The 17,658-nt window shown below is 60.0% G+C and carries 18 protein-coding genes and 1 pseudogene; 12 read left to right on the top strand and 7 right to left on the bottom strand.

Features of this window, described 5'->3' with window-relative positions; translation table 11 throughout:
* Positions 1-91: 91 nt before the first annotated feature.
* Positions 92-1,282 carry an aminotransferase class V-fold PLP-dependent enzyme gene (locus ACSSVC_RS28015; RefSeq protein WP_492611737.1) on the bottom strand — a complete coding sequence of 397 codons (1,191 nt, stop codon included), beginning with the start codon at positions 1,280-1,282 and terminating at the stop codon, positions 92-94.
* Between the two features lie 13 nt (positions 1,283-1,295).
* On the bottom strand, positions 1,296-1,532 hold the full coding sequence (locus ACSSVC_RS28010) for a DUF3820 family protein (protein WP_025126856.1): 237 nt from the start codon (positions 1,530-1,532) through the stop codon (positions 1,296-1,298).
* Between the two features lie 229 nt (positions 1,533-1,761).
* Here ACSSVC_RS28010 and ACSSVC_RS28005 point away from each other — a divergent pair, with 229 nt between their 5' ends.
* The 4 genes from ACSSVC_RS28005 to ACSSVC_RS27990 all read left to right on the top strand — a co-directional run bounded on the left by ACSSVC_RS28005 (position 1,762) and on the right by ACSSVC_RS27990 (position 5,444).
* Entirely contained in the window at positions 1,762-2,229 is a 468-nt protein-coding gene (locus ACSSVC_RS28005) for a ferritin-like domain-containing protein (protein WP_346632397.1), read from the top strand.
* A gap of 156 nt (positions 2,230-2,385) precedes the next feature.
* Positions 2,386-4,374 (top strand): FUSC family protein, encoded by a 1,989-nt coding sequence (locus ACSSVC_RS28000; RefSeq protein ID WP_492612593.1) that lies wholly within the window; start codon positions 2,386-2,388, stop codon positions 4,372-4,374.
* Positions 4,361-4,567 (top strand): DUF1656 domain-containing protein, encoded by a 207-nt coding sequence (locus tag ACSSVC_RS27995; RefSeq protein WP_102860611.1) that lies wholly within the window; start codon positions 4,361-4,363, stop codon positions 4,565-4,567. Before ACSSVC_RS28000 ends, ACSSVC_RS27995 begins: the two co-directional genes overlap by 14 nt.
* 10 nt (positions 4,568-4,577) lie before the next feature.
* Positions 4,578-5,444 (top strand): efflux RND transporter periplasmic adaptor subunit, encoded by an 867-nt coding sequence (locus tag ACSSVC_RS27990; protein ID WP_492611736.1) that lies wholly within the window; start codon positions 4,578-4,580, stop codon positions 5,442-5,444.
* 93 nt (positions 5,445-5,537) lie between these two features.
* On the opposite strand, the gene ACSSVC_RS27985 is transcribed toward ACSSVC_RS27990, so the two are convergent.
* Together ACSSVC_RS27985 and ACSSVC_RS27980 are read right to left on the bottom strand one after the other, a co-directional pair.
* Positions 5,538-6,008: a MaoC family dehydratase gene (locus ACSSVC_RS27985; protein ID WP_011062855.1), complete on the bottom strand. Its 471-nt coding sequence runs from the start codon at positions 6,006-6,008 to the stop codon at positions 5,538-5,540.
* Between the two features lie 50 nt (positions 6,009-6,058).
* Positions 6,059-7,003: an alpha/beta hydrolase gene (locus tag ACSSVC_RS27980; RefSeq protein WP_346632394.1), complete on the bottom strand. Its 945-nt coding sequence runs from the start codon at positions 7,001-7,003 to the stop codon at positions 6,059-6,061.
* Between the two features lie 213 nt (positions 7,004-7,216).
* On the opposite strand from ACSSVC_RS27980, the gene fadD2 reads away from it, so the two are divergent.
* Together fadD2 and fadD1 are read left to right on the top strand one after the other, a co-directional pair.
* Positions 7,217-8,905 (top strand): long-chain-fatty-acid--CoA ligase FadD2, encoded by a 1,689-nt coding sequence (gene fadD2 / locus ACSSVC_RS27975; protein WP_492611735.1) that lies wholly within the window; start codon positions 7,217-7,219, stop codon positions 8,903-8,905.
* A gap of 338 nt (positions 8,906-9,243) precedes the next feature.
* Positions 9,244-10,932 (top strand): long-chain-fatty-acid--CoA ligase FadD1, encoded by a 1,689-nt coding sequence (fadD1, locus tag ACSSVC_RS27970; protein WP_346632392.1) that lies wholly within the window; start codon positions 9,244-9,246, stop codon positions 10,930-10,932.
* 66 nt (positions 10,933-10,998) lie between these two features.
* Here the strand turns inward: fadD1 and ACSSVC_RS27965 are convergent, their stop codons facing one another.
* Positions 10,999-11,376 (bottom strand): hypothetical protein, encoded by a 378-nt coding sequence (locus ACSSVC_RS27965; protein WP_123726253.1) that lies wholly within the window; start codon positions 11,374-11,376, stop codon positions 10,999-11,001.
* Between the two features lie 212 nt (positions 11,377-11,588).
* Between ACSSVC_RS27965 and ACSSVC_RS27960 the strand changes: the two genes are divergently transcribed.
* The 3 genes from ACSSVC_RS27960 to def all read left to right on the top strand — a co-directional run bounded on the left by ACSSVC_RS27960 (position 11,589) and on the right by def (position 13,455).
* The gene (locus ACSSVC_RS27960; RefSeq protein ID WP_102860617.1) at positions 11,589-11,780 is read left to right on the top strand and encodes a CsbD family protein; all 192 of its coding nucleotides are present in this window, start codon (positions 11,589-11,591) and stop codon (positions 11,778-11,780) included.
* A 188-nt stretch (positions 11,781-11,968) separates the two neighbouring features.
* The gene (locus tag ACSSVC_RS27955; RefSeq protein ID WP_346632391.1) at positions 11,969-12,913 is read left to right on the top strand and encodes a YihY/virulence factor BrkB family protein; all 945 of its coding nucleotides are present in this window, start codon (positions 11,969-11,971) and stop codon (positions 12,911-12,913) included.
* A 2-nt stretch (positions 12,914-12,915) separates the two neighbouring features.
* Entirely contained in the window at positions 12,916-13,455 is a 540-nt protein-coding gene (gene def / locus ACSSVC_RS27950) for a peptide deformylase (RefSeq protein WP_346632390.1), read from the top strand.
* Positions 13,456-13,464: 9 nt separating this feature from the next.
* Here def and ACSSVC_RS27945 read toward each other — a convergent pair whose 3' ends face one another.
* Both ACSSVC_RS27945 and gstA read right to left on the bottom strand, forming a co-directional pair.
* Positions 13,465-13,890 carry a GNAT family N-acetyltransferase gene (locus ACSSVC_RS27945; RefSeq protein WP_492611734.1) on the bottom strand — a complete coding sequence of 142 codons (426 nt, stop codon included), beginning with the start codon at positions 13,888-13,890 and terminating at the stop codon, positions 13,465-13,467.
* Positions 13,891-14,214: 324 nt separating this feature from the next.
* Complete coding sequence (gene gstA, locus ACSSVC_RS27940; protein WP_492611733.1) at positions 14,215-14,817, bottom strand: glutathione transferase GstA; 603 nt, start codon at positions 14,815-14,817, stop codon at positions 14,215-14,217.
* A 97-nt stretch (positions 14,818-14,914) separates the two neighbouring features.
* Between gstA and ACSSVC_RS27935 the strand changes: the two genes are divergently transcribed.
* The 3 genes and pseudogenes from ACSSVC_RS27935 (at position 14,915) to ACSSVC_RS27925 (ending at position 17,619) form a co-directional block, all read left to right on the top strand.
* A complete protein-coding gene (locus tag ACSSVC_RS27935) occupies positions 14,915-15,775 on the top strand; it encodes a LysR family transcriptional regulator (protein WP_492611732.1) in 861 nt (286 codons plus the stop codon).
* A gap of 527 nt (positions 15,776-16,302) precedes the next feature.
* Positions 16,303-17,079: pseudogene (locus ACSSVC_RS27930) on the top strand (PAS domain-containing protein); the annotation flags it as partial.
* A gap of 3 nt (positions 17,080-17,082) precedes the next feature.
* A complete protein-coding gene (locus ACSSVC_RS27925; RefSeq protein ID WP_430962714.1) occupies positions 17,083-17,619 on the top strand; it encodes a methyl-accepting chemotaxis protein in 537 nt (178 codons plus the stop codon).
* Positions 17,620-17,658: the final 39 nt, after the last annotated feature.

Raw genomic sequence — 17,658 nt, 5'->3', positions numbered from 1 at the left:
GGTGTGTTCTACGGCTTTACGGTGCGCTTGGTCGGTGCACCGTTTTTTTTTGCCTGGAGAAAAACTCCCCCCTTCGCGCAAGGGGGAAGAGTCATGGGTTGGCCAATTCGCCCAGGGCTTCGATCAAGTGCTGGATATGCTCAATAGGTGTCACCAGCCCCGGGGTGATGCGGATGCAGGGGCCAAAACCGGCACCGGTGCGGGTCACGGCGAACAGGTTGTAGTCGCGCAGCAGGCGCTCCACCAGGGCTTGCTGGTTGGTGTGGCGGGTAAAGCGCAGGGCGCTGATGGCGCAGCACAGGCGCGGATCTTGCGGGGTCAGGATTTCGATCCCTGGCGTCTCGCGGACTGCTTCGGTCCAGGTCGCGCGCAGGTAGTTCAGGCGTGCGCCCTTGGCCGCGGAACCGCCCATGGCTCGATGTTCCTCGAACACCAGGGGCAAGGTCATCAGCGCCGGGATGTTGGGTGTGCTGTAGGGCGTTCGAGCCCGGATGTCGTCGGCGGGGAAGTGGAACTCACCCATGTCCGGGTCGATATCCTCCAGGCGTTCCGGGTGGATATAGATAAAGCCCAGGCTCAGTGGCGCACCGATCCATTTGTGCAGGTTGAAGCCGGCAAAGGCGATGCCCAGCCGGGGCAGGTCGAATTCGATCTGCCCCAGGGCATGGGCACCGTCGAGAATGATGTCGACCTGGTGTTCCCAGGCGGCGGCGGCAATGGCCTGGACTGGCATGACCAGTCCGCTGCGATGGGTGACATAGGTCAGCGGCATCAGCTTGAGTCGCGGGTAACGTTCGAACGCGCTTTTATAGGTGTCGAGCAGGCTGTCAAAACTGGCAGGGTGCTGGTGCTCGATCTCTATCACTTCCACACCCCGGTGACGGGCCAGCCAGCGCATCGCGCTTTTCACCGTGTCGTACTCCAGGTCGCTGAGCAGCACCTGGTCGCCGGGTTGCAGGCGGTTGTAGTTGCGGATCAAGGATTGCAGGGCGTCGGAAGCACAGCGGGTGAGGGCCACGGCATTCTCCGGGGCTTCCAGTAGGTCTGCCAGTTGGCTACGGATCTGCAGGGCCTCGATCTGTTCGAAGCGCTGACGGACATGCACCGAGTTGCTGCGGTTCACCCACTGGATATTGTGTTGATACTCCTCGGCCACCTTGCGAGTCATGCGCCCGAAATAGCCGTTCTCCAGATTGATCGGTCCGGGGTCGATGTCGAATTGCCGGGCGATCGCGCGCCAATGGTCTTCGTCGTGGGCAAGCGTTGCTGCAGTCCTTGGCATGGTGGGCTCTTTTTCAGTGACGGGGCTTGGGTTTGCCGTGTTTGGCGCGCAGCGGGTCCAGCAGGTCGGACAGGCCGTTGTGATCGATCTCCTGCATCAGGGCCAGCAGGCCGCCAAGCTCGCCCTTGGGAAAGCCTTCGCGGGCGAACCAATTCAGATAGGGGCCGGGCAGGTCGGCCAGGATGCGGCCCTTGTACTTGCCGAAGGGCATTTCCCGGGTGATCAGCAGTTCAAGTGTCTCGGGGGTCATGGCGCAACTTTCGTGTGATTCGAACGCCTTGGAAAATACAGGCATTCTGCATGCAGGCCAAATGACAGATCATGCAAATAACGCGGATACAGATTTTTCAATAAAAATTAAGTTATTGAAAATTAAGTAAAAAATATAAATTCAAAGTCTGGCATGGCGGGTGCAACGGTTAGCTCAGCAGTTAACTCAGTAGTTGACTCAACTCTCCTAACCCGCAAGGAACCAGAAAATGACTGACTTGAATAAAGAAGCAATTTCGGTGCTCAACAGCCTGATCGAGACCAGTAAGGATGGTCAGGAGGGGTTCAAGACCTGTGCCGAAGACATCAAGCACCCAGAACTCAAGGCGCTGTTCATCAAGCGCTCCACCGATTGCGCTACAGCCGCGGCAGAACTGCAGTCCGTGGTGCGTTCCATGGGCGGCGATCCGGAAACCTCCACCAGCGTCAGCGGCGATCTGCACCGTCGTTGGGTCGACCTCAAGTCACTGGTGACCGGCAAGGACGAGGAGTCGGTGCTCAACGAGGCCGAGCGTGGTGAAGACCATGCCTTGAAGTCCTATAAAGAGGCGCTGGAGAAAATCAGCAAGCACAACCTGGTGGGTATTCGTGATGTGGTGGAGCGCCAGTACCACGGCGTGCAACGCAATCATGATCAGGTCAAAGCCTTGCGCAACCAGGCCCGTGCCCGTTCGTAACCGTTAAAGCCTGTCAAAAACGCCAGCCAGTCTGGCGTTTTTTTATGCCCACGATTTAGTGCTGGACGTGAATTAGTTAGCTAGCTAATAATTAGCTCGCGCCCACTCGTGGCGATCCCGACTATGGTTATTCAGTCCCACCGAGAGTCCTTGTTCGTGCCCATTACCTTGCAGGCCTTGCTTGCTCCCAGCCTTGCTGCCGTGCAGTTCGCGATCAAGACTCTGCTTGGTGGCGGCCTGGCGCTGTGGCTGGCGTTGCGTTGGGGCCTGGAGCAGCCGGCCTGGGCCCTGATGACTGCCTTCATCGTTGCCCAGCCGTTGTCCGGGATGGTGCTGCAGAAGGGCCTGGCACGGCTGCTGGGAACCCTGATTGGCACCCTCATGTCGGTGCTGTTCATGGGGCTGTTCGCCCAGACTCCCTGGCTGTTTCTGCTGGCCCTGGCGTTGTGGCTGGGCGTGTGCACCGCCAGTTCGACCCTGTTGCGCAGTGCCTGGTCCTACTCCTTTGTGCTGGCCGGCTACACCGTGGCGATCATTGCCTTGCCTGCCATCAGTCATCCTTTGGGGGTGTTCGATCAGGCGGTGGCCCGTTGCACGGAGATCTCCCTGGGGATCATCTGCGCCACTGCCAGCAGTGCCCTGATCTGGCCGATGCGGGTAGAGCGCCAACTGGCCGAGCAGGCCCGCAGCGCCTGGCAGAGTGGCATGCAGGCAGCCCGCGCGACCCTGGCCGGCGATGCCCTGGCGCGCAAGGGCCTGCTGGAAATTCTCGGGCGCATCGTCGCCGTGGATTCCCAGCGTGAACACGCCTGGTTCGAAGGCCCTTTGGGGCGACAGCGCGCTCGGGCCATCAGCGGCCTGAGCCAGAAGCTGCTGATGCTGTTGCGGATTTCCCGTTCGGTGCGGCGCCAGTGGAAACAACTGGACGCCGACGAAGCCCGGCAACTCCAGCCCTGGATGGATCAGGTTCAGCAGGCCCTGGCGGCGGCCGACAAAGCTGATCTACAGGCGCTGCGTCCACGCCTGCAGGAGGCTTCCCATGATCTTCAGGTCAGTCCGGCGCAGAGCTTTTGCCTGGCGCGTTTTGCCTTGTTGCTGGACACCGCCCTGGCGGCAACCCATGCCCTGGACGCGGTGCAGGAGGGGCGGGCGCCGGTGGAGCAACCGGCAACCCTGACTCCCCATCGTGATCTGTCGCTGGCCCTGGTATTCGGTGCCCGCAGTGCCTTGGCGTTTCTCACGGTGGCCAGCTTCTGGATGGCCACTGCCTGGCCTGCAGCCTCCGGGGCCATGCTCCTGACGTGCGTGGTCTGCAGCCTGTTCGCCAGCCGTGAGAACGGCGCGCAGATTGGCATGAGCTTCATGCGCGGAATCTTCCTGGCGATTCCGGCGGCGTTCCTGGTAGGGCAGATCCTCCTGCCTCAATGGAGCGGCTTTGCGATGTTGGCCATGGCCATGGGCGTGCCGCTGTTCTTCGGCACCTTGGGCATGGCCAAGCCACAGATAGGCGCCACTGCCACTTCGTTCTGCCTGCATTTCATCGTGTTGATTTCGCCGATGAACCGCATGAGTTTCGATGTCGCCAGCTTCTTCAATAACGCCCAGGCCATGGTGCTGGGGGTGGGCGCTGCGGTCCTGGCCTTCCACCTGTTGATCCTGCGTAACCCGGCCTGGCATGGCCGGCGCCTGCTGGCGGCGACCCTGAGTGATCTGGTGCGTTTGACCCGGCGCAACCTGCGAGGCGCGGAAAGCTGGTTCGGCGGGCGCATGGCCGATCGCCTGCTGCAACTGGCCCGGCATTACCCGGAGTTGCCGGAGCCGGCCCGCAGTCGCTGGGACGATGGTCTGTTAGGCCTGGACATCGGCGATGAACTGATGCATTTGCGCCTGAGCCTGGCGGTGGCCCAGGTGCCGGTGAGTGCGGCGCAACGGGAGTATTTCGAGCAGTTGCAACGCATCCTCGAAGAGGGCCCGGCCGGTCGGCGCCAGGAAGCCCTGGCGGCGCCCAGTGCGGCCTTGCTCGAGGCTTTGGACCGGCAGCCACCCAGTGACGCGCTGAAGCTGGCCAAGGGTGCGGTGCTGCAATTGCAAAACAGCTGGCGCAGTTGGTGCCGGCAGCAGGAGGACAGTCATGGGGCTGCGTGAGTGGTCGTTGGGCGGGGTGCTGCTCAGCCCGTTCCTGATTTATGTGGTGCTGGCGCTGGTGGTCACTGGCGTCCTGCGGGTGCTGGTGCGGGTCACTGGGCTGGGGCGCTGGATCTGGCATGAAGCACTGTTCGATTGTGCCCTTTACGTCTGTGTGTTGACGGTGATCACTGTGGTCCTGGGACCTTTATGAGGAGTTGATTATGCGTACACCTGTACGTGTCGTGTTTACCCTGTGCCTGGTGGCGGTGGCGATCTTCGCCGGTTATCACCTGTGGCAGTACTACATGCTTACGCCCTGGACCCGGGATGCGCGGATTCACGCCGACGTGGTGATCGTGGCCCCGGACGTATCCGGCTGGGTGCGCGAGCTCAAGGTGGCGGACAACCAGCAGGTGAAGGCCGGAGACTTGTTGTTGAGCATCGACCGCGACCGGTTCGAGGCGGCCCTGGAAAAGGCCCAGGCCGTGGTTCAGACCCGTCAGCAGCAGTTGAGTCTGCGCGAGCACGAGGCCAGTCGCCGTGCAGCCCTTGGTCCGCAGGCCATCAGCGCCGAGCTGCGGGAGAACGCCCAGATCAACGCCGGCATTGCCCGGGGTGAACTGCGTCAGGCCCAGGCCGAGGCCAAGGTCGCAGAACTCAATCTGGCCCGCAGTCAGGTGCACGCGCCCCGTAACGGACATATCACCAACCTGCGCCTGGCCGAGGGCAACTACGTCAATGCCGGGCAGCCAGTGATGGCACTGATCGATGATTCGACGTTCTACGTCCAGGCGTATTTCGAGGAAACCAAACTGCCGCGAATCCAGGTCGGCGACCCGGTAAAGGTCTGGCTGATGAGTGCCGGCGATGCCCTGCAGGGCCATGTGGAAAGCGTCAGCCGGGGGATCACCGACCGCAACGCCACCCCTGACGGGCAACTGCTGGCGGAAGTGGAGCCGACCTTCAACTGGGTGCGCCTGGCCCAGCGGATCCCGGTGCGGATCAAACTGGACAAGGTGCCTGAAGGCATCAACCTGAGCGCCGGCATGACCGCCAGCGTGCAGGTCGAGGAGGGCAGCAAACGGTAGGAGCTGGCTTGCCGGCGAATGTACTGGCAAGCCATGACACGAGCAAAGCCTTCGCCGGCAAACCGACTCCTGCGGGATTGCGTGGGGCGGGGTTTAGCCGATGGTGATGGCCGGCAGGGTCGGCAGGGTCACGGTCTGTTGCTTGCGTGGGGCGAGGATCTCGGCTTCGCCGTCCACCACCAGCTCGTCGCGCTGGTTGAACACGCGGGTGGCGATGCGTACACGGAATTTCGGCAGTTTCTCGAGGATTTCCAGGCGTACGGTCAGGGTATCGCCAATCTTCACCGGCTTCTGGAAGCTCATCTGCTGGCCGATGTAGATGGTGCCCGGGCCAGGCAGTTCGCAGGCCACGGCGGCACTGATCAGGGCGCCACTGAACATGCCGTGGGCAATGCGCTCCTTGAACATGGTGGCGGCGGCGAACTCGGGATCCAGGTGCACCGGGTTGTGGTCGCCGGACATGGCGGCGAACAGCTGGATGTCACGCTCCTCGACGGTCTTGCTGTACTGGGCGGTCTGACCGACTTCCAGGGCTTCGTAAGGGGTGTTGGTAACCTGGGTCATGTTGCTGAAATCCTCTGACAGGTAGATGAACGCACTGACCGCGCCGTCGCTTACTCCGACCGGGGAGGCCGGCGGTGTTGCAGCGCTTGGTCCAGCCAGGCCAGTACGTCGTGGGTCACTTGATCACGGTTGCTTTCGTTGAACAGCTCATGACGTGCCTGCGGGTAGATATTGAGCTGCAGGCACTGGCTGCCGGCCTCGCGCAATGCGTTGGCCAGATCCTTGAGACGCTTGCCATCGCTCACCGGATCACATTCTCCACCCATGACCAACAATGGCAGGCCGGGATCGATCTGCGTCAGATTGGAAATCTTGCTGATTTGCTGCAGGCCACCCAACAGGTCGATCCACAGCTGGTTGGTGCAGCGATAGCCGCACAGCGGGTCGTTCACGTACTTGTCGACTTCGTCCGGATCGCGGCTGAGCCAGTCGAAGGCCGTGCGATTGGGTTTGAAGGCCTTGTTGAAGGAGCCGAACGACAGCCACTCGATCAGTGCGCTGCGTCCCTGGCCGCCCTGGCGCCAGCGTTCGAGCCGCGCGATCAGGTTGGCGGCGCGGTACAGGGCCACCGGCTGGAAGTTCGAGCCGCTGAGAATCGCCCCGTGGAGGCTGGCGCTGTGATGTTGCAGGTAGGCCTGGGCGATGTAGCTGCCCATGCTGTGGCCCAGCAATACGATGGGCGTGCCGGGGTGTTGCTGGCCGATGTGCTGGTTGAGACTGGCCAGGTCGCCGACCACCTTGCTCCAGCCACCCTGGTCCGCATAGTGGCCGAGGACGCCGTGTTCCGCGGTTTTACCGTGGCCGCGCTGATCCGGGGCATAGATTCCATAACCCTCGGCGCACAGGGCAGTGGCCAGGCGGGCATAACGCCCGCTGTGCTCGGCCATGCCGTGGGACAGCAGGATCACCGCCTTGAGCGGACTCTCGGGCAGCCATAGGTTGACGAAGAGGCGTTGGTGATCACTCGTGGTCAACCAGAACGTGTCGTGGGTCATGGCGATTCCTTTGCACGAAGACGCTGCACTTTATAGCGTATCGCCGCGTGTGCGTCTGATTCGCCGGCCTGTTGGAAGCAAGATTCACAAAATTAATGACACACTTGCGCATATTTGCCTGAATCGCCATAGCTGCTAACGTCCGAGGAGCCCCGCCGCTGACAGCGTTACAGAGGCGGCCCGGACCGTTCAGGTAATGAGAGGACAAGAATAATGCAACCTGATTTCTGGAATGATAAACGCCCCGCCGGCGTCCCCAACGAGATTGACCTGGGGGCCTTCAAGTCGGTGATCGAGGTGTTTGAGCGTTCCTGCAAGAAATTTGCTGATCGCCCGGCCTTCAGCAATATGGGGGTGACCCTGACCTACGCCGAGCTGGAACGCTACAGCGCGGCCTTTGCCGGATATCTGCAAAGCCATACCGATCTGGTTCCGGGGGATCGTATTGCGGTGCAGATGCCCAACGTCCTGCAGTACCCGATCGCGGTCTTCGGTGCCCTGCGGGCCGGTCTGGTGGTGGTCAACACCAACCCGCTGTACACCGCCCGTGAGATGCGTCATCAGTTCAAGGATTCAGGAGCCCGGGCCCTGGTCTATCTGAATGTCTTCGGGCAGAAGGTCCAGGAAGTCCTGGGGGATACCGAGATCCAGTTCCTGATCGAGGCCAAGATGGGTGACCTGATGCCCACCGCCAAGGGCTGGTTGGTCAATACAGTGGTGGACAAGGTCAAGAAGATGGTTCCGGCCTATCACCTGCCTCAGGCCATTTCCTTCAAGAGTGCCCTGCGTCTGGTGCGTGGCCAGGGAATCAAGCCGCTGCAGGTGGGGCTCGATGATGTCGCCGTGCTGCAGTACACCGGCGGTACCACCGGTCTGGCCAAAGGCGCGATGCTGACCCACGGCAACCTGGTGGCCAACATGCAGCAGGCCCGGGCCTGCCTCGGCCAGCACGGGCCCGACGGTCATACCCAGTGGCGTGAAGGGCAGGAAGTGATGATCGCGCCGCTGCCGCTGTACCACATCTATGCCTTCACCGCGAACTGCATGTGCATGATGGTCACGGGCAACCACAACGTGCTGATCAGCAATCCGCGGGATATCGGTGCCTTTATCAAGGAACTGAAGAACTGGCGTTTTTCCGCCTTGCTGGGGCTCAACACGCTGTTCGTGGCCTTGATGGATCATCCGGAGTTCAAGAACCTGGACTTCTCCAACCTCAAGCTGACCAACTCCGGTGGCACCGCGCTGGTCAAGGCCACGGCTGAGCGCTGGCAGAAACTCACCGGCTGCCGGATCACCGAAGGTTACGGTCTTACCGAGACCTCGCCGGTAGCTTGTACCAACCCCTATGGCGACCGATCGCGCCTGGGCACCGTGGGCCTACCCGTTCCGGGTACTACCCTGAAAGTCATCGACGACCAAGGGGTGGAGCAGCCGCTTGGCGAGCGTGGTGAGCTGTGCATCAAGGGGCCACAGATCATGAAGGGCTACTGGAACAAGCCGGAAGCCACGGCCGAAGTGCTGGATGCCGAGGGTTGGTTCAAGTCCGGCGATATTGCGGTGATCGATCCCGATGGTTTCGTGCGCATCGTCGATCGCAAGAAGGACATGATCATCGTCTCGGGTTTCAACGTTTACCCCAACGAGATCGAGGATGTGGTCATGGCTCACCCCAAGGTCGCCAACTGTGCGGTGATCGGGGTGCCGGACGAGCGTTCCGGCGAGGCGGTGAAGCTGTTTGTGGTGCCCCGTGAGGCGGGGGTCAGCCTTGAAGAGCTCAAGGCCTATTGCAAGGAGAATTTCACGGGTTACAAAGTGCCCAAGCACATCGTCCTGCGTGAGTCTCTGCCGATGACGCCTGTGGGCAAGATCCTGCGTCGCGAGCTGCGCGACATCGCCTGACCCTGGATTTCTACATCGCGGGCAAGCCTGTTGGCTCAACGGGCTTGCCCGCGATGCATTCATGGGGCGCAAAGCCCCGTGCCAGAGCGGAATTCAAGGTTGTAGAATTTTTACTCTAAAAATGACTATTAAATGGTCTTGAGTCAAAAATGTGACTATTCAGGCCTTCTTTGGCTCTAGGCGGCCTTTTCCAAAGCTGCTACTCTCGGCGCGCTTTGTGACTTCTCGGCCTAAGTAAAAGCCAGACTCACCAACAATAGACACCAATAAAAAACACAGACAAATAATAATCGCATCAAATGCGGTGATGAATTCGCGTTGCTGAGGAGTGGGCTTCCATGATCGAAGACTTTTGGAAGGATAAGTACCCAGCTGGGATTGCTGCCGATATCAATCCTGACGAGTATCCGAATATTCAGGCGGTGTTGAAGCAATCCTGCCAACGTTTCGCTAACAAACCGGCCTTTAGCAACCTCGGCAAGACAATCACTTACGGTGAGCTGTACGAACTGTCCGGGTCCTTTGCCGCGTACCTGCAACAGCATACCGATTTGCAGCCTGGCGATCGAATCGCCCTGCAATTGCCCAATCTGTTGCAATACCCGATTGCGGTATTCGGTGCTATCCGCGCCGGCCTGATCGTGGTCAACACCAACCCGCTGTATACCGCGCGGGAGATGGAGCACCAGTTCAACGACTCCGGAGCCAAAGCCCTGGTCTGCCTGGCCAACATGGCTCACCTGGCAGAGACCGTGGTCCCCAAGACCGGGGTCAAGCACGTGATCGTCACCGAAGTGGCGGACCTTTTGCCGACCTTCAAGCGTGTGCTGATCAACAGTGTGGTCAAGTACGTGAAGAAGATGGTACCGGCTTATCACCTGCCTCAGGCCGTCAAGTTCAATGATGTGCTGAGCAAGGGCCACGGCCAGCCAGTACAGGAAGCCAACCCTGCCAGCGGCGACGTGGCGGTTCTGCAATACACCGGCGGCACCACCGGCGTGGCCAAGGGCGCGATGCTGACCCACCGCAATCTGGTGGCCAACATGCTGCAGTGCAAGGCGCTGATGGGCTCCAACCTCAATGAAGGTTGCGAGATCCTCATCACTCCGCTGCCGCTGTACCACATCTATGCGTTCACCTTCCATTGCATGGCCATCATGCTCATGGGCAACCACAACATCCTGATCAGCAACCCGCGGGACCTGCCGGCGATGGTCAAGGAACTGTCGAAGTGGAAGTTCAGCGGTTTTGTCGGTCTTAACACGCTGTTCGTTGCCCTGTGCAACAACGAAGCGTTCCGTAAGCTGGATTTTTCCGCGCTCAAAGTCACCCTGTCCGGGGGCATGGCCCTGCAACTGGCGGCCGCCGAGCGTTGGAAGTCGGTCACCAATTGCCCGATCTGCGAAGGCTACGGCATGACCGAGACCAGTCCGGTGGCCACGGTCAACCCGATCCAGAACATCCAGATCGGTACCATCGGTATTCCGGTGCCTTCAACCCTGTGTCGGGTGATCAACGACGCCGGCGACGAGCTGCCCCTGGGGGAAGTGGGTGAACTGTGCGTGAAGGGCCCGCAGGTAATGAAGGGCTACTGGCAGCGTCAGGACGCCACTGACGAAGTCCTCAGCGAAGGCTGGTTGAAGACCGGTGACATCGCCCTGATTCAGCCGGATGGCTATATCCGCATCGTCGACCGCAAGAAGGACATGATCCTGGTCTCGGGTTTCAACGTGTACCCCAACGAGCTGGAAGACGTGTTGGCTTCCCTGCCGGGCGTCCTGCAGTGCGCGGCGATCGGCGTACCGGACGAAAAGTCCGGCGAGACCATCAAGATCTTCATTGTCGCCAAGCCAGGGGTCACCTTGACCAAGGAGCAGGTGATGGAACATATGCGCGCCAATGTCACCGGTTACAAGGTGCCCAAGGCGGTGGAGTTCCGCGATGCCCTGCCGACCACCAACGTCGGCAAGATCCTGCGTCGCGAGCTGCGGGATGAAGAGTTGAAGAAGCTCGGCTTGAAGAAATAATTCTCAGCCCCCATGAAAAAGCCCCGCCAGTGCGGGGCTTTTTCATGGGGCGTGAGTTGCGCCGGCTTACTGTTGGAACTGGGAGAAGTCCACGCCGGTGCCGGCCGGGCGCACGTCCTTGAGGAAGGAGTCCTTGTCGGCACTCAACTCCAGGCTCAGGGCGGCCTTGCGCTTGCCTTCATTGCGGATCACCAGGCCTTCCATCTTTTCCCGCAGGAATACGGTCGGCACTTTCAGGTGCAGCAACTGGTTGGTGTCCGGGGTGTGCAGGAGCAGGTGCACCCATTCGTACTGACCAATGGCCAGGCGGGTCACCAGGATATCGAACCACCAGATATTGCGATTGCGGTTCAGCTCCGCGAAATGGCAGTTGTTGACGCCCAGCACCGCACCGCCCAGTTCCTGGTTTCTACGGGCAATGGCCTGCTTTTTATCGAGTTTCATAACATTCCTACGGGGATTGGATCTTCAGTGCTTGGCCTGAACAGGTCGAGCATTCTCCCGGGTTGCCCGACAAACATAAAGGGCAACCTCGGGCCTGGGATGAAATGCCCGACGAAAAATAATTGAAACTCTGCGCAACGGCCACGAGTCAACCTTGGGTAACGACGTAAATCCTCTTTGTTCGATCAATGAATGTTCTACGGAGAAATACCATGGGCAGCACAGCGGATAAGGCAAAAGGTCTGGCCAACGAAGCCATCGGCAACGTCAAGCAAGGTGTCGGCAAGGCCACCGACAACACCAAGCTGCAGGCAGAGGGCAAGCTGCAGGAGAAGAAAGGCGAAGCCCAGCAAGCCCTTGGCAAGACCAAGGATGCAGTGAAAAAGACCATCGACAAGGCCTGAGTACGAGGCCCACGATGATGCACCGCAGCGGCCATCCACGGATGGCCGTTTTCATGTGTGCGCTGCTGTCGAGAACCCGTAATCAGCCCGTCCGAATGGTTGCGGTTCGCCAACTAGGCTAATTTGTTGTAGAAAACGCCCCCTGAGTCGCTATCGACTTCAACCTTTTTGCGGCGAAAGGAGACGCTATGATTTTTCCGGACCTCAAAGGTTTGCCCTTGCACCGTGTGCTGATCCGCACGGTCAATGAATTCATCGCGGACGAGATGTCCACCTATGCCTCGGCGCTGGCCTACCAGATGCTGTTCTCGCTGTTCCCCTTCATCCTGTTTCTTATTGCCCTGATCGGTTTCCTGCATCTGCCGGACTTCTTTACCTGGCTGCGCCTGCAATCGGAGCTGGTGCTGCCGCCCCAGGCCCTGGAGCAGGTGAATCCGGTGATCGATCAACTGCAACAGTCCAAGGGCGGATTACTCTCCGTGGGTATCGTCATCGCCCTGTGGACCGCCTCGGCGGGCGTGCGCCTGATGATGAGCGCAATGAACGCTGCCTACGATGTGGTCGAGGGCCGGCCGATCTGGAAGCGCTTCCCGCTGTCGGTGTTCTACACCGTGGGCATTGCCGGCATGCTTCTGGCCGCTGCGGCCCTGATGGTACTGGGGCCCCAGGTGATGACCTGGCTGGCCGGGCAGGTGGGCCTGGAAGAGTTCATCGTCACCTTGTGGACCATCCTGCGCTGGCCGGTGATCGTGCTGCTGATGATGGTGGCGGTGGCCCTGATGTATTACGTGATGCCCGATGTGAAGCAGAAGTTTCGCTTCATCACGCCGGGCTCGGTGCTGGCGGTGGTGGTATGGATTGTCGCGTCCCTGGGCTTTGCCTACTACGTGAAAACCTTCGCTAACTACAACGCCATGTATGGCAGTATCGGCGCGATCATCGTGTTGCTGCTGTACTTCTACATCTCTGCTGCTGTGCTGTTGCTGGGGGCGGAGATGAACGCGGTGATCGAACACATGTCGGCCGAAGGCAAGGAACCTGGCGAAAAGGACTTTGACGGGCCCGGCGATAAACAACACGTATCGGGACTGGGCCGGGACCACTCGCTCCATCCGACCACTGACGAAGCCTGAACATGATCCGTGAAATCCTCAAAATGGGCGATGAACGCCTACTGCGTATTGCGCCCCCGGTGCCGCCCGAGATGTTCGACAGCCCGGAGTTGTGGCAACTGATCGACGATATGTTCCAGACCATGGAAAGTGTCGGTGGCGTTGGCCTGGCAGCACCGCAGATCGGTGTCGATCTGCAACTGGTGATCTTCGGCTTCGAGCACAGCGAACGTTATCCGGAGGCGGAGGCAGTGCCTCAGACCATCCTCATCAATCCCTTGATCACGCCCTTGAGTCCGCAACTGGAAGAGGGCTGGGAGGGCTGTCTCTCGGTGCCAGGGCTGCGGGGCGCGGTGCAGCGCTACCAGCATATTCGCTATGAAGGCTTCAGCCCCAAGGGCGAGCCTATCGTGCGTGTGGCCTCGGGCTTTCATGCCCGGGTGGTGCAGCATGAATGCGATCACTTGATCGGGCGGTTGTACCCGTCGCGGATCACTGATTTCAGCAAGTTCGGTTTCACCGAGGTGCTGTTTCCCGAGCTCGATCCCAACACTGACGAGTAACGCCCAAGCCTACGGGCCCAGGCGGCCGCTGTCGGTCCCCATGGCCAGCAGCGGTTTGCTGCGTTGGTAGCGAGCCAGTCGTTCGGCCAGGGGCTGGGGTAATCGGGTATCGGTGGAAAAACTCATGCGCTGATACAAAGTTTCCAGGTCCGGGTGGCAGAACAGCCAGACCGGTCCTTCGACCTGCCTCAGGGCCTGCTCCACCAACTGCCCGGCCAGCCCTTGGCCGCGTCGCTCGGGGGCGACGAACAAACCCGTCAGCCAATGCCCCTGGGCCACCGGGGTCAGGCTCATCCCGGCGACGATCCCATCGTTCTTGACCACCCAGAGCTGACCTGCGGACGAGGCCCGCATGGGCGACTGGTGCTGGCGATAGAACTTGTTCAGCAAGGGGCGCGCGGCCTCGGCAAGGCGGCTGATCTGGAGGCTGGACATGGGCTTTCCGGGTTTGCAACAGGGAGCGGCAGATTATAAAGGAACCCCCGGCAGCTATAGGTGCTATACCTGAATCCTATCCCGCAACAGTGGAGTGAAGATCATGTCCAAAGGTATGAACGCCAAGAAAAATGCCAAGAAGAAACCGGCAAAGAGCGCTGACGAGAAACGCGCCGAGAAAAAGGCCAAAAAAACCGAAGTGAACATCTTCGGCCATTGATCAATTTGACGAAGCCCGCAGCGCGGGCTTCGTTTTATCCCTTCTAAAATGGCAGGCGCGCGTTCTGTCTGCTCAGCGCGACTTCTCCATTTCTTGTACCGAACCTACGCCAGCTCTATTGCCAACGCCTCCCGCACCGCCGGCCGCTGCTCGACCCGAGCCTGGAACTTTACCAGCGCCGGCCAGGCTCCCAAATCGATGGCAAACAGCGCAGTCCAGCGCAGCACGGTGAACAGATAGGCATCGGCGATGCCGAACTGACCGCCTTGCAGATAATCCTGGCGCTCCAGGGTCTGCTCCAGCAGGGCAAAGCGTTTGAACAGCTTCTGCCGGAACACCTCCTTCACGCTGTCATCGAGCCCTGGGTTGAACAGCCAGCCCATGATCCCGTGAACTTCGCTGGTGATGAAGTTCAGGGTTTCCTGCAGGCGTACCCGTTGCCAGCTGCCATTGGCCGCCGCCAATCCGGCCTCGGGCTTGAGGTCGGCCAGGTATTGCAGGATTGCCGGGCCTTCGGTGAGCACTTCGCCGTTGTCCAGTTGCAGGGCGGCCACGTAGCCCTTGGGGTTGATGACGAGGAAATCCTGAACGTCGGCGGTGCGCTTGCTGCGATTGTCGACACGGATGGCGTCGAACGGCAGTTGCAGTTCCCGCAGTACGATATGGGAGGCCAGGGAGCAGGCTTGAGGGGCGTAGTAGAGTTTCATCGGCAGGTCTCTGGTGAGTGTTGGAGCCAGTGTCGGGGCGACACCTGCATGGGTAAAATTAATCTTTCAGAAAATCGCCATAAGGATAGCTACTGCCATGATGAACCTGATGCATTGGCGCCTGCTGGTGGCGATAGCCGAATGCGGCACCATCACCCGGGCCGCCGAGCAGGTGGGCATGACCCAGTCCGGGGCCAGTCAGGCCTTGGCCCAGATGGAAGACATGCTGGGCGTGCAACTGTTCATCCGTGAAAGCCGCCAGGCGCTGCCCACGGCAATCGGCCTACAGGTGCTGGAGCAGGCCCGGGTGATGCTCGGAGCCCTGGCCCAGGTTCGCCGGCAAGTGGACACGGCCCGGGGCATCCTCCAGGGCAGTTTGCGCCTGGCGGGCTTTCCCATGGTCCTGGCGAGCTTCCTGCCACCGGTGCTGCGACGTTTCAAGCAACTGCACCCGGGGATCGAGGTGGTGCAACTGGAGGTCAGCGACGATGAAGTCGAAGCCCTGTTGGAGGCGCAGTTGGTGGATCTGGGAGTGGTACTGAATCCGGCGCCCGAGCGTCGTTCGTGGGTGCTGGGTGTCGATTCGTGGGTGGCCGTGCTGCCTCAGGACCATCCTTGGCAGGCCCCGACCATCGAGCTTGAAGCCTTGCTGACGCAGCCCTTTGTCCTGGCCACTGGCGGCTGCTCGGTGAATGCCCGCAGCCTGGCGGTCGAAGCCGGAATGCCGTTGGCAGATGTGCGGATCGAAGTGCGCGAGTGGAATAGCGCATTCAGCCTGGTGCGCGAACGCTTGGGGGTGACCCTGGTGCCGGAGAGTACCTTGCCGGAACAGCGCCAGGGATTGCGAGTGCTGCCTTTGAGTTGCCCGATCGAGCGGCAGTTCGCCCTGGTAGCGGCGCCGGGGCGGGAGTCACACGGGCTGGTTCAGGCCTTTGTACAGATGCTCGCTCGGGTCTAGTCGGCGAACTGTTCCTGGCGAGTCATATTTATGTCTTGCTTGATACTTTTCGTGAAGGCTGAGAAGCATTTAAAAGTTGTGAAAACAGACTGACTGGTGGCCTTGCATAGAGTTGGCGGCTGTCTATGCTCAATTGTGAAAAAGCGTATCGGGCGCTTTGTGAGCCACGGTCTCGTGATGTTTTCAGCCTTATAACGGGTGTTTGTGGAATGTTCATCCGAGCACGAAATTGAATTCATGAATAAAGACGAGAGTGCGCAACTAGAGGCACCGCAGGATCAGGAGCATTTAATTAGATGGAGTTTCTTTTCTTTGTTAGGTCGGACCCGGCAACGGGTCATCAAGAAAAGGATGGCTTGATAAGAGCGTTGCAACATGGACTCTCCGATTAAACATCATTTATCACCTGACACTTCCTTTCTCACATGGAGAGAGGCGCTTGCCCTGTTTATGGAACGTTGTGGTGGCTCAGTTGAAAGACTAGAAACTTCCGTCAATCAAAAGACAGCGTTGAAGGTGATACAACCATGTTTAACCTACATCACAAGGCTGACCTGCTAGAGATCGAGCGCTTTAATTGTGCGTTGACCGAGGCCAATGCCAAGTTGGCGGCGATCAGCCATTCCATGGCGATGATCGAGTTCTCTCCCGATGGCATCGTGCTCGACGCCAACGATAATTTTTGCAAGGCCATGGGCTATTCCGTGGAGGAGATACGCGGCAAGCATCACCGGATCTTCTGCGAGGAAGAGTTCTATCGCAGTGAGGAGTACGCCAAGTTGTGGCGTGATCTGGGCCGGGGTGAACCTGTCAGCGGCACCTTCCTGCGGCTGAACAAGCGCGGCCAGGAGATCTGGCTCGAAGCCAGCTACATGCCGGTGTTCGATGCCGACCGTCGGGTCAGGAGTGTGATCAAGGTGGCCTCGGACATCTCCGAGCGCATCCATCTGGAACATGAAAACCAGAGCCTGCTGAACGCCATTGGCCGTTCCATGGCAATCATCGAATTCACCCCGGACGGCAAGATAGTTGCCGCCAACGACAACTTCCTCAAGACCATGCAGTACTCCCTGAACGAGATCCTCGGTCAGCACCACAGCATGTTCTGTCATCGCTCTGAAGCCGAGTCTTCGGAGTACAAGCAGTTCTGGGCCTCGTTGAACCGTGGCGAATACCACTCCCACCGTTTCGAGCGGGAAAACAAGTACGGCCAGACCGTGTTCCTCGAGGCTTCCTACAACCCGCTGTTCGACACCAAGGGCCGCTTGTACAAGGTGGTCAAGTTCGCCAGTGATATCACTCAGCAAGTGACTACCCTGCAGTCCGCCGCCGAATCGGCCCACAGCACCTCGGTGCAGAATGATGCCTGCGCCCAGAAGGGGTCGGAGGTGGTGCAACAGACGGTGGAAATCATTCAGCAGATTTCCCACGACCTGAATGAAGCCGCCCGCAGCATCGATGCGGTCAGCAAACAGTCGGAGATCATCGGCACCATCGTCCAGACCATTCGCGGGATTGCCGACCAGACCAACCTGCTGGCGCTCAATGCGGCCATCGAGGCGGCCCGGGCCGGCGAGCATGGGCGGGGGTTCGCGGTGGTGGCGGACGAGGTGCGCAGCCTGGCGGCACGCACCAGCCAGGCAACGGTGGAGATCGTCGAGGTGGTGCGCAAGAACCACGACCTGTCCATGAGCGCGGTCACCAGCATGCAGTCGAGCCTGAGTCGCACCGGACTTGGGGTCGAGCTGGCCAATGAGGCGGGGGAGGTGATCCTGGAGATTCAGCAGGGCTCAAGGCATGTGGTGGATGCCATCAGCCAGTTCAACTCGACCTTGCAGTTGTAGTCGCGGTTTTACCTCGGACACAAAAAAGGGTTCCCATGG

It is taken from the genome of Pseudomonas sp. E1BtOHC1 (assembly GCF_058744285.1).
Note: the sequence above shows the minus strand (reverse complement) of the source record. Positions and strands in the feature narration are given on the sequence as shown.

What these genes read in the sequence shown, in the direction of transcription:
- fadD1 (WP_346632392.1), top strand. Translation starts at nt 9,244, where the DNA reads ATGATCGAAGACTTTTGGAAGGATAAGTACCCAGCTGGGATTGCTGCC.
- ACSSVC_RS27945 (WP_492611734.1), bottom strand. Translation starts at nt 13,890, where the DNA reads ATGTCCAGCCTCCAGATCAGCCGCCTTGCCGAGGCCGCGCGCCCCTTG.
- ACSSVC_RS27995 (WP_102860611.1), top strand. Translation starts at nt 4,361, where the DNA reads ATGGGGCTGCGTGAGTGGTCGTTGGGCGGGGTGCTGCTCAGCCCGTTC.
- fadD2 (WP_492611735.1), top strand. Translation starts at nt 7,217, where the DNA reads ATGCAACCTGATTTCTGGAATGATAAACGCCCCGCCGGCGTCCCCAAC.
- ACSSVC_RS27980 (WP_346632394.1), bottom strand. Translation starts at nt 7,003, where the DNA reads ATGACCCACGACACGTTCTGGTTGACCACGAGTGATCACCAACGCCTC.
- ACSSVC_RS27965 (WP_123726253.1), bottom strand. Translation starts at nt 11,376, where the DNA reads ATGAAACTCGATAAAAAGCAGGCCATTGCCCGTAGAAACCAGGAACTG.
- gstA (WP_492611733.1), bottom strand. Translation starts at nt 14,817, where the DNA reads ATGAAACTCTACTACGCCCCTCAAGCCTGCTCCCTGGCCTCCCATATC.
- ACSSVC_RS27955 (WP_346632391.1), top strand. Translation starts at nt 11,969, where the DNA reads ATGATTTTTCCGGACCTCAAAGGTTTGCCCTTGCACCGTGTGCTGATC.
- ACSSVC_RS27960 (WP_102860617.1), top strand. Translation starts at nt 11,589, where the DNA reads ATGGGCAGCACAGCGGATAAGGCAAAAGGTCTGGCCAACGAAGCCATC.
- ACSSVC_RS28005 (WP_346632397.1), top strand. Translation starts at nt 1,762, where the DNA reads ATGACTGACTTGAATAAAGAAGCAATTTCGGTGCTCAACAGCCTGATC.
- def (WP_346632390.1), top strand. Translation starts at nt 12,916, where the DNA reads ATGATCCGTGAAATCCTCAAAATGGGCGATGAACGCCTACTGCGTATT.
- ACSSVC_RS28010 (WP_025126856.1), bottom strand. Translation starts at nt 1,532, where the DNA reads ATGACCCCCGAGACACTTGAACTGCTGATCACCCGGGAAATGCCCTTC.
- ACSSVC_RS27935 (WP_492611732.1), top strand. Translation starts at nt 14,915, where the DNA reads ATGATGAACCTGATGCATTGGCGCCTGCTGGTGGCGATAGCCGAATGC.
- ACSSVC_RS28015 (WP_492611737.1), bottom strand. Translation starts at nt 1,282, where the DNA reads ATGCCAAGGACTGCAGCAACGCTTGCCCACGACGAAGACCATTGGCGC.
- ACSSVC_RS27990 (WP_492611736.1), top strand. Translation starts at nt 4,578, where the DNA reads ATGCGTACACCTGTACGTGTCGTGTTTACCCTGTGCCTGGTGGCGGTG.
- ACSSVC_RS27985 (WP_011062855.1), bottom strand. Translation starts at nt 6,008, where the DNA reads ATGACCCAGGTTACCAACACCCCTTACGAAGCCCTGGAAGTCGGTCAG.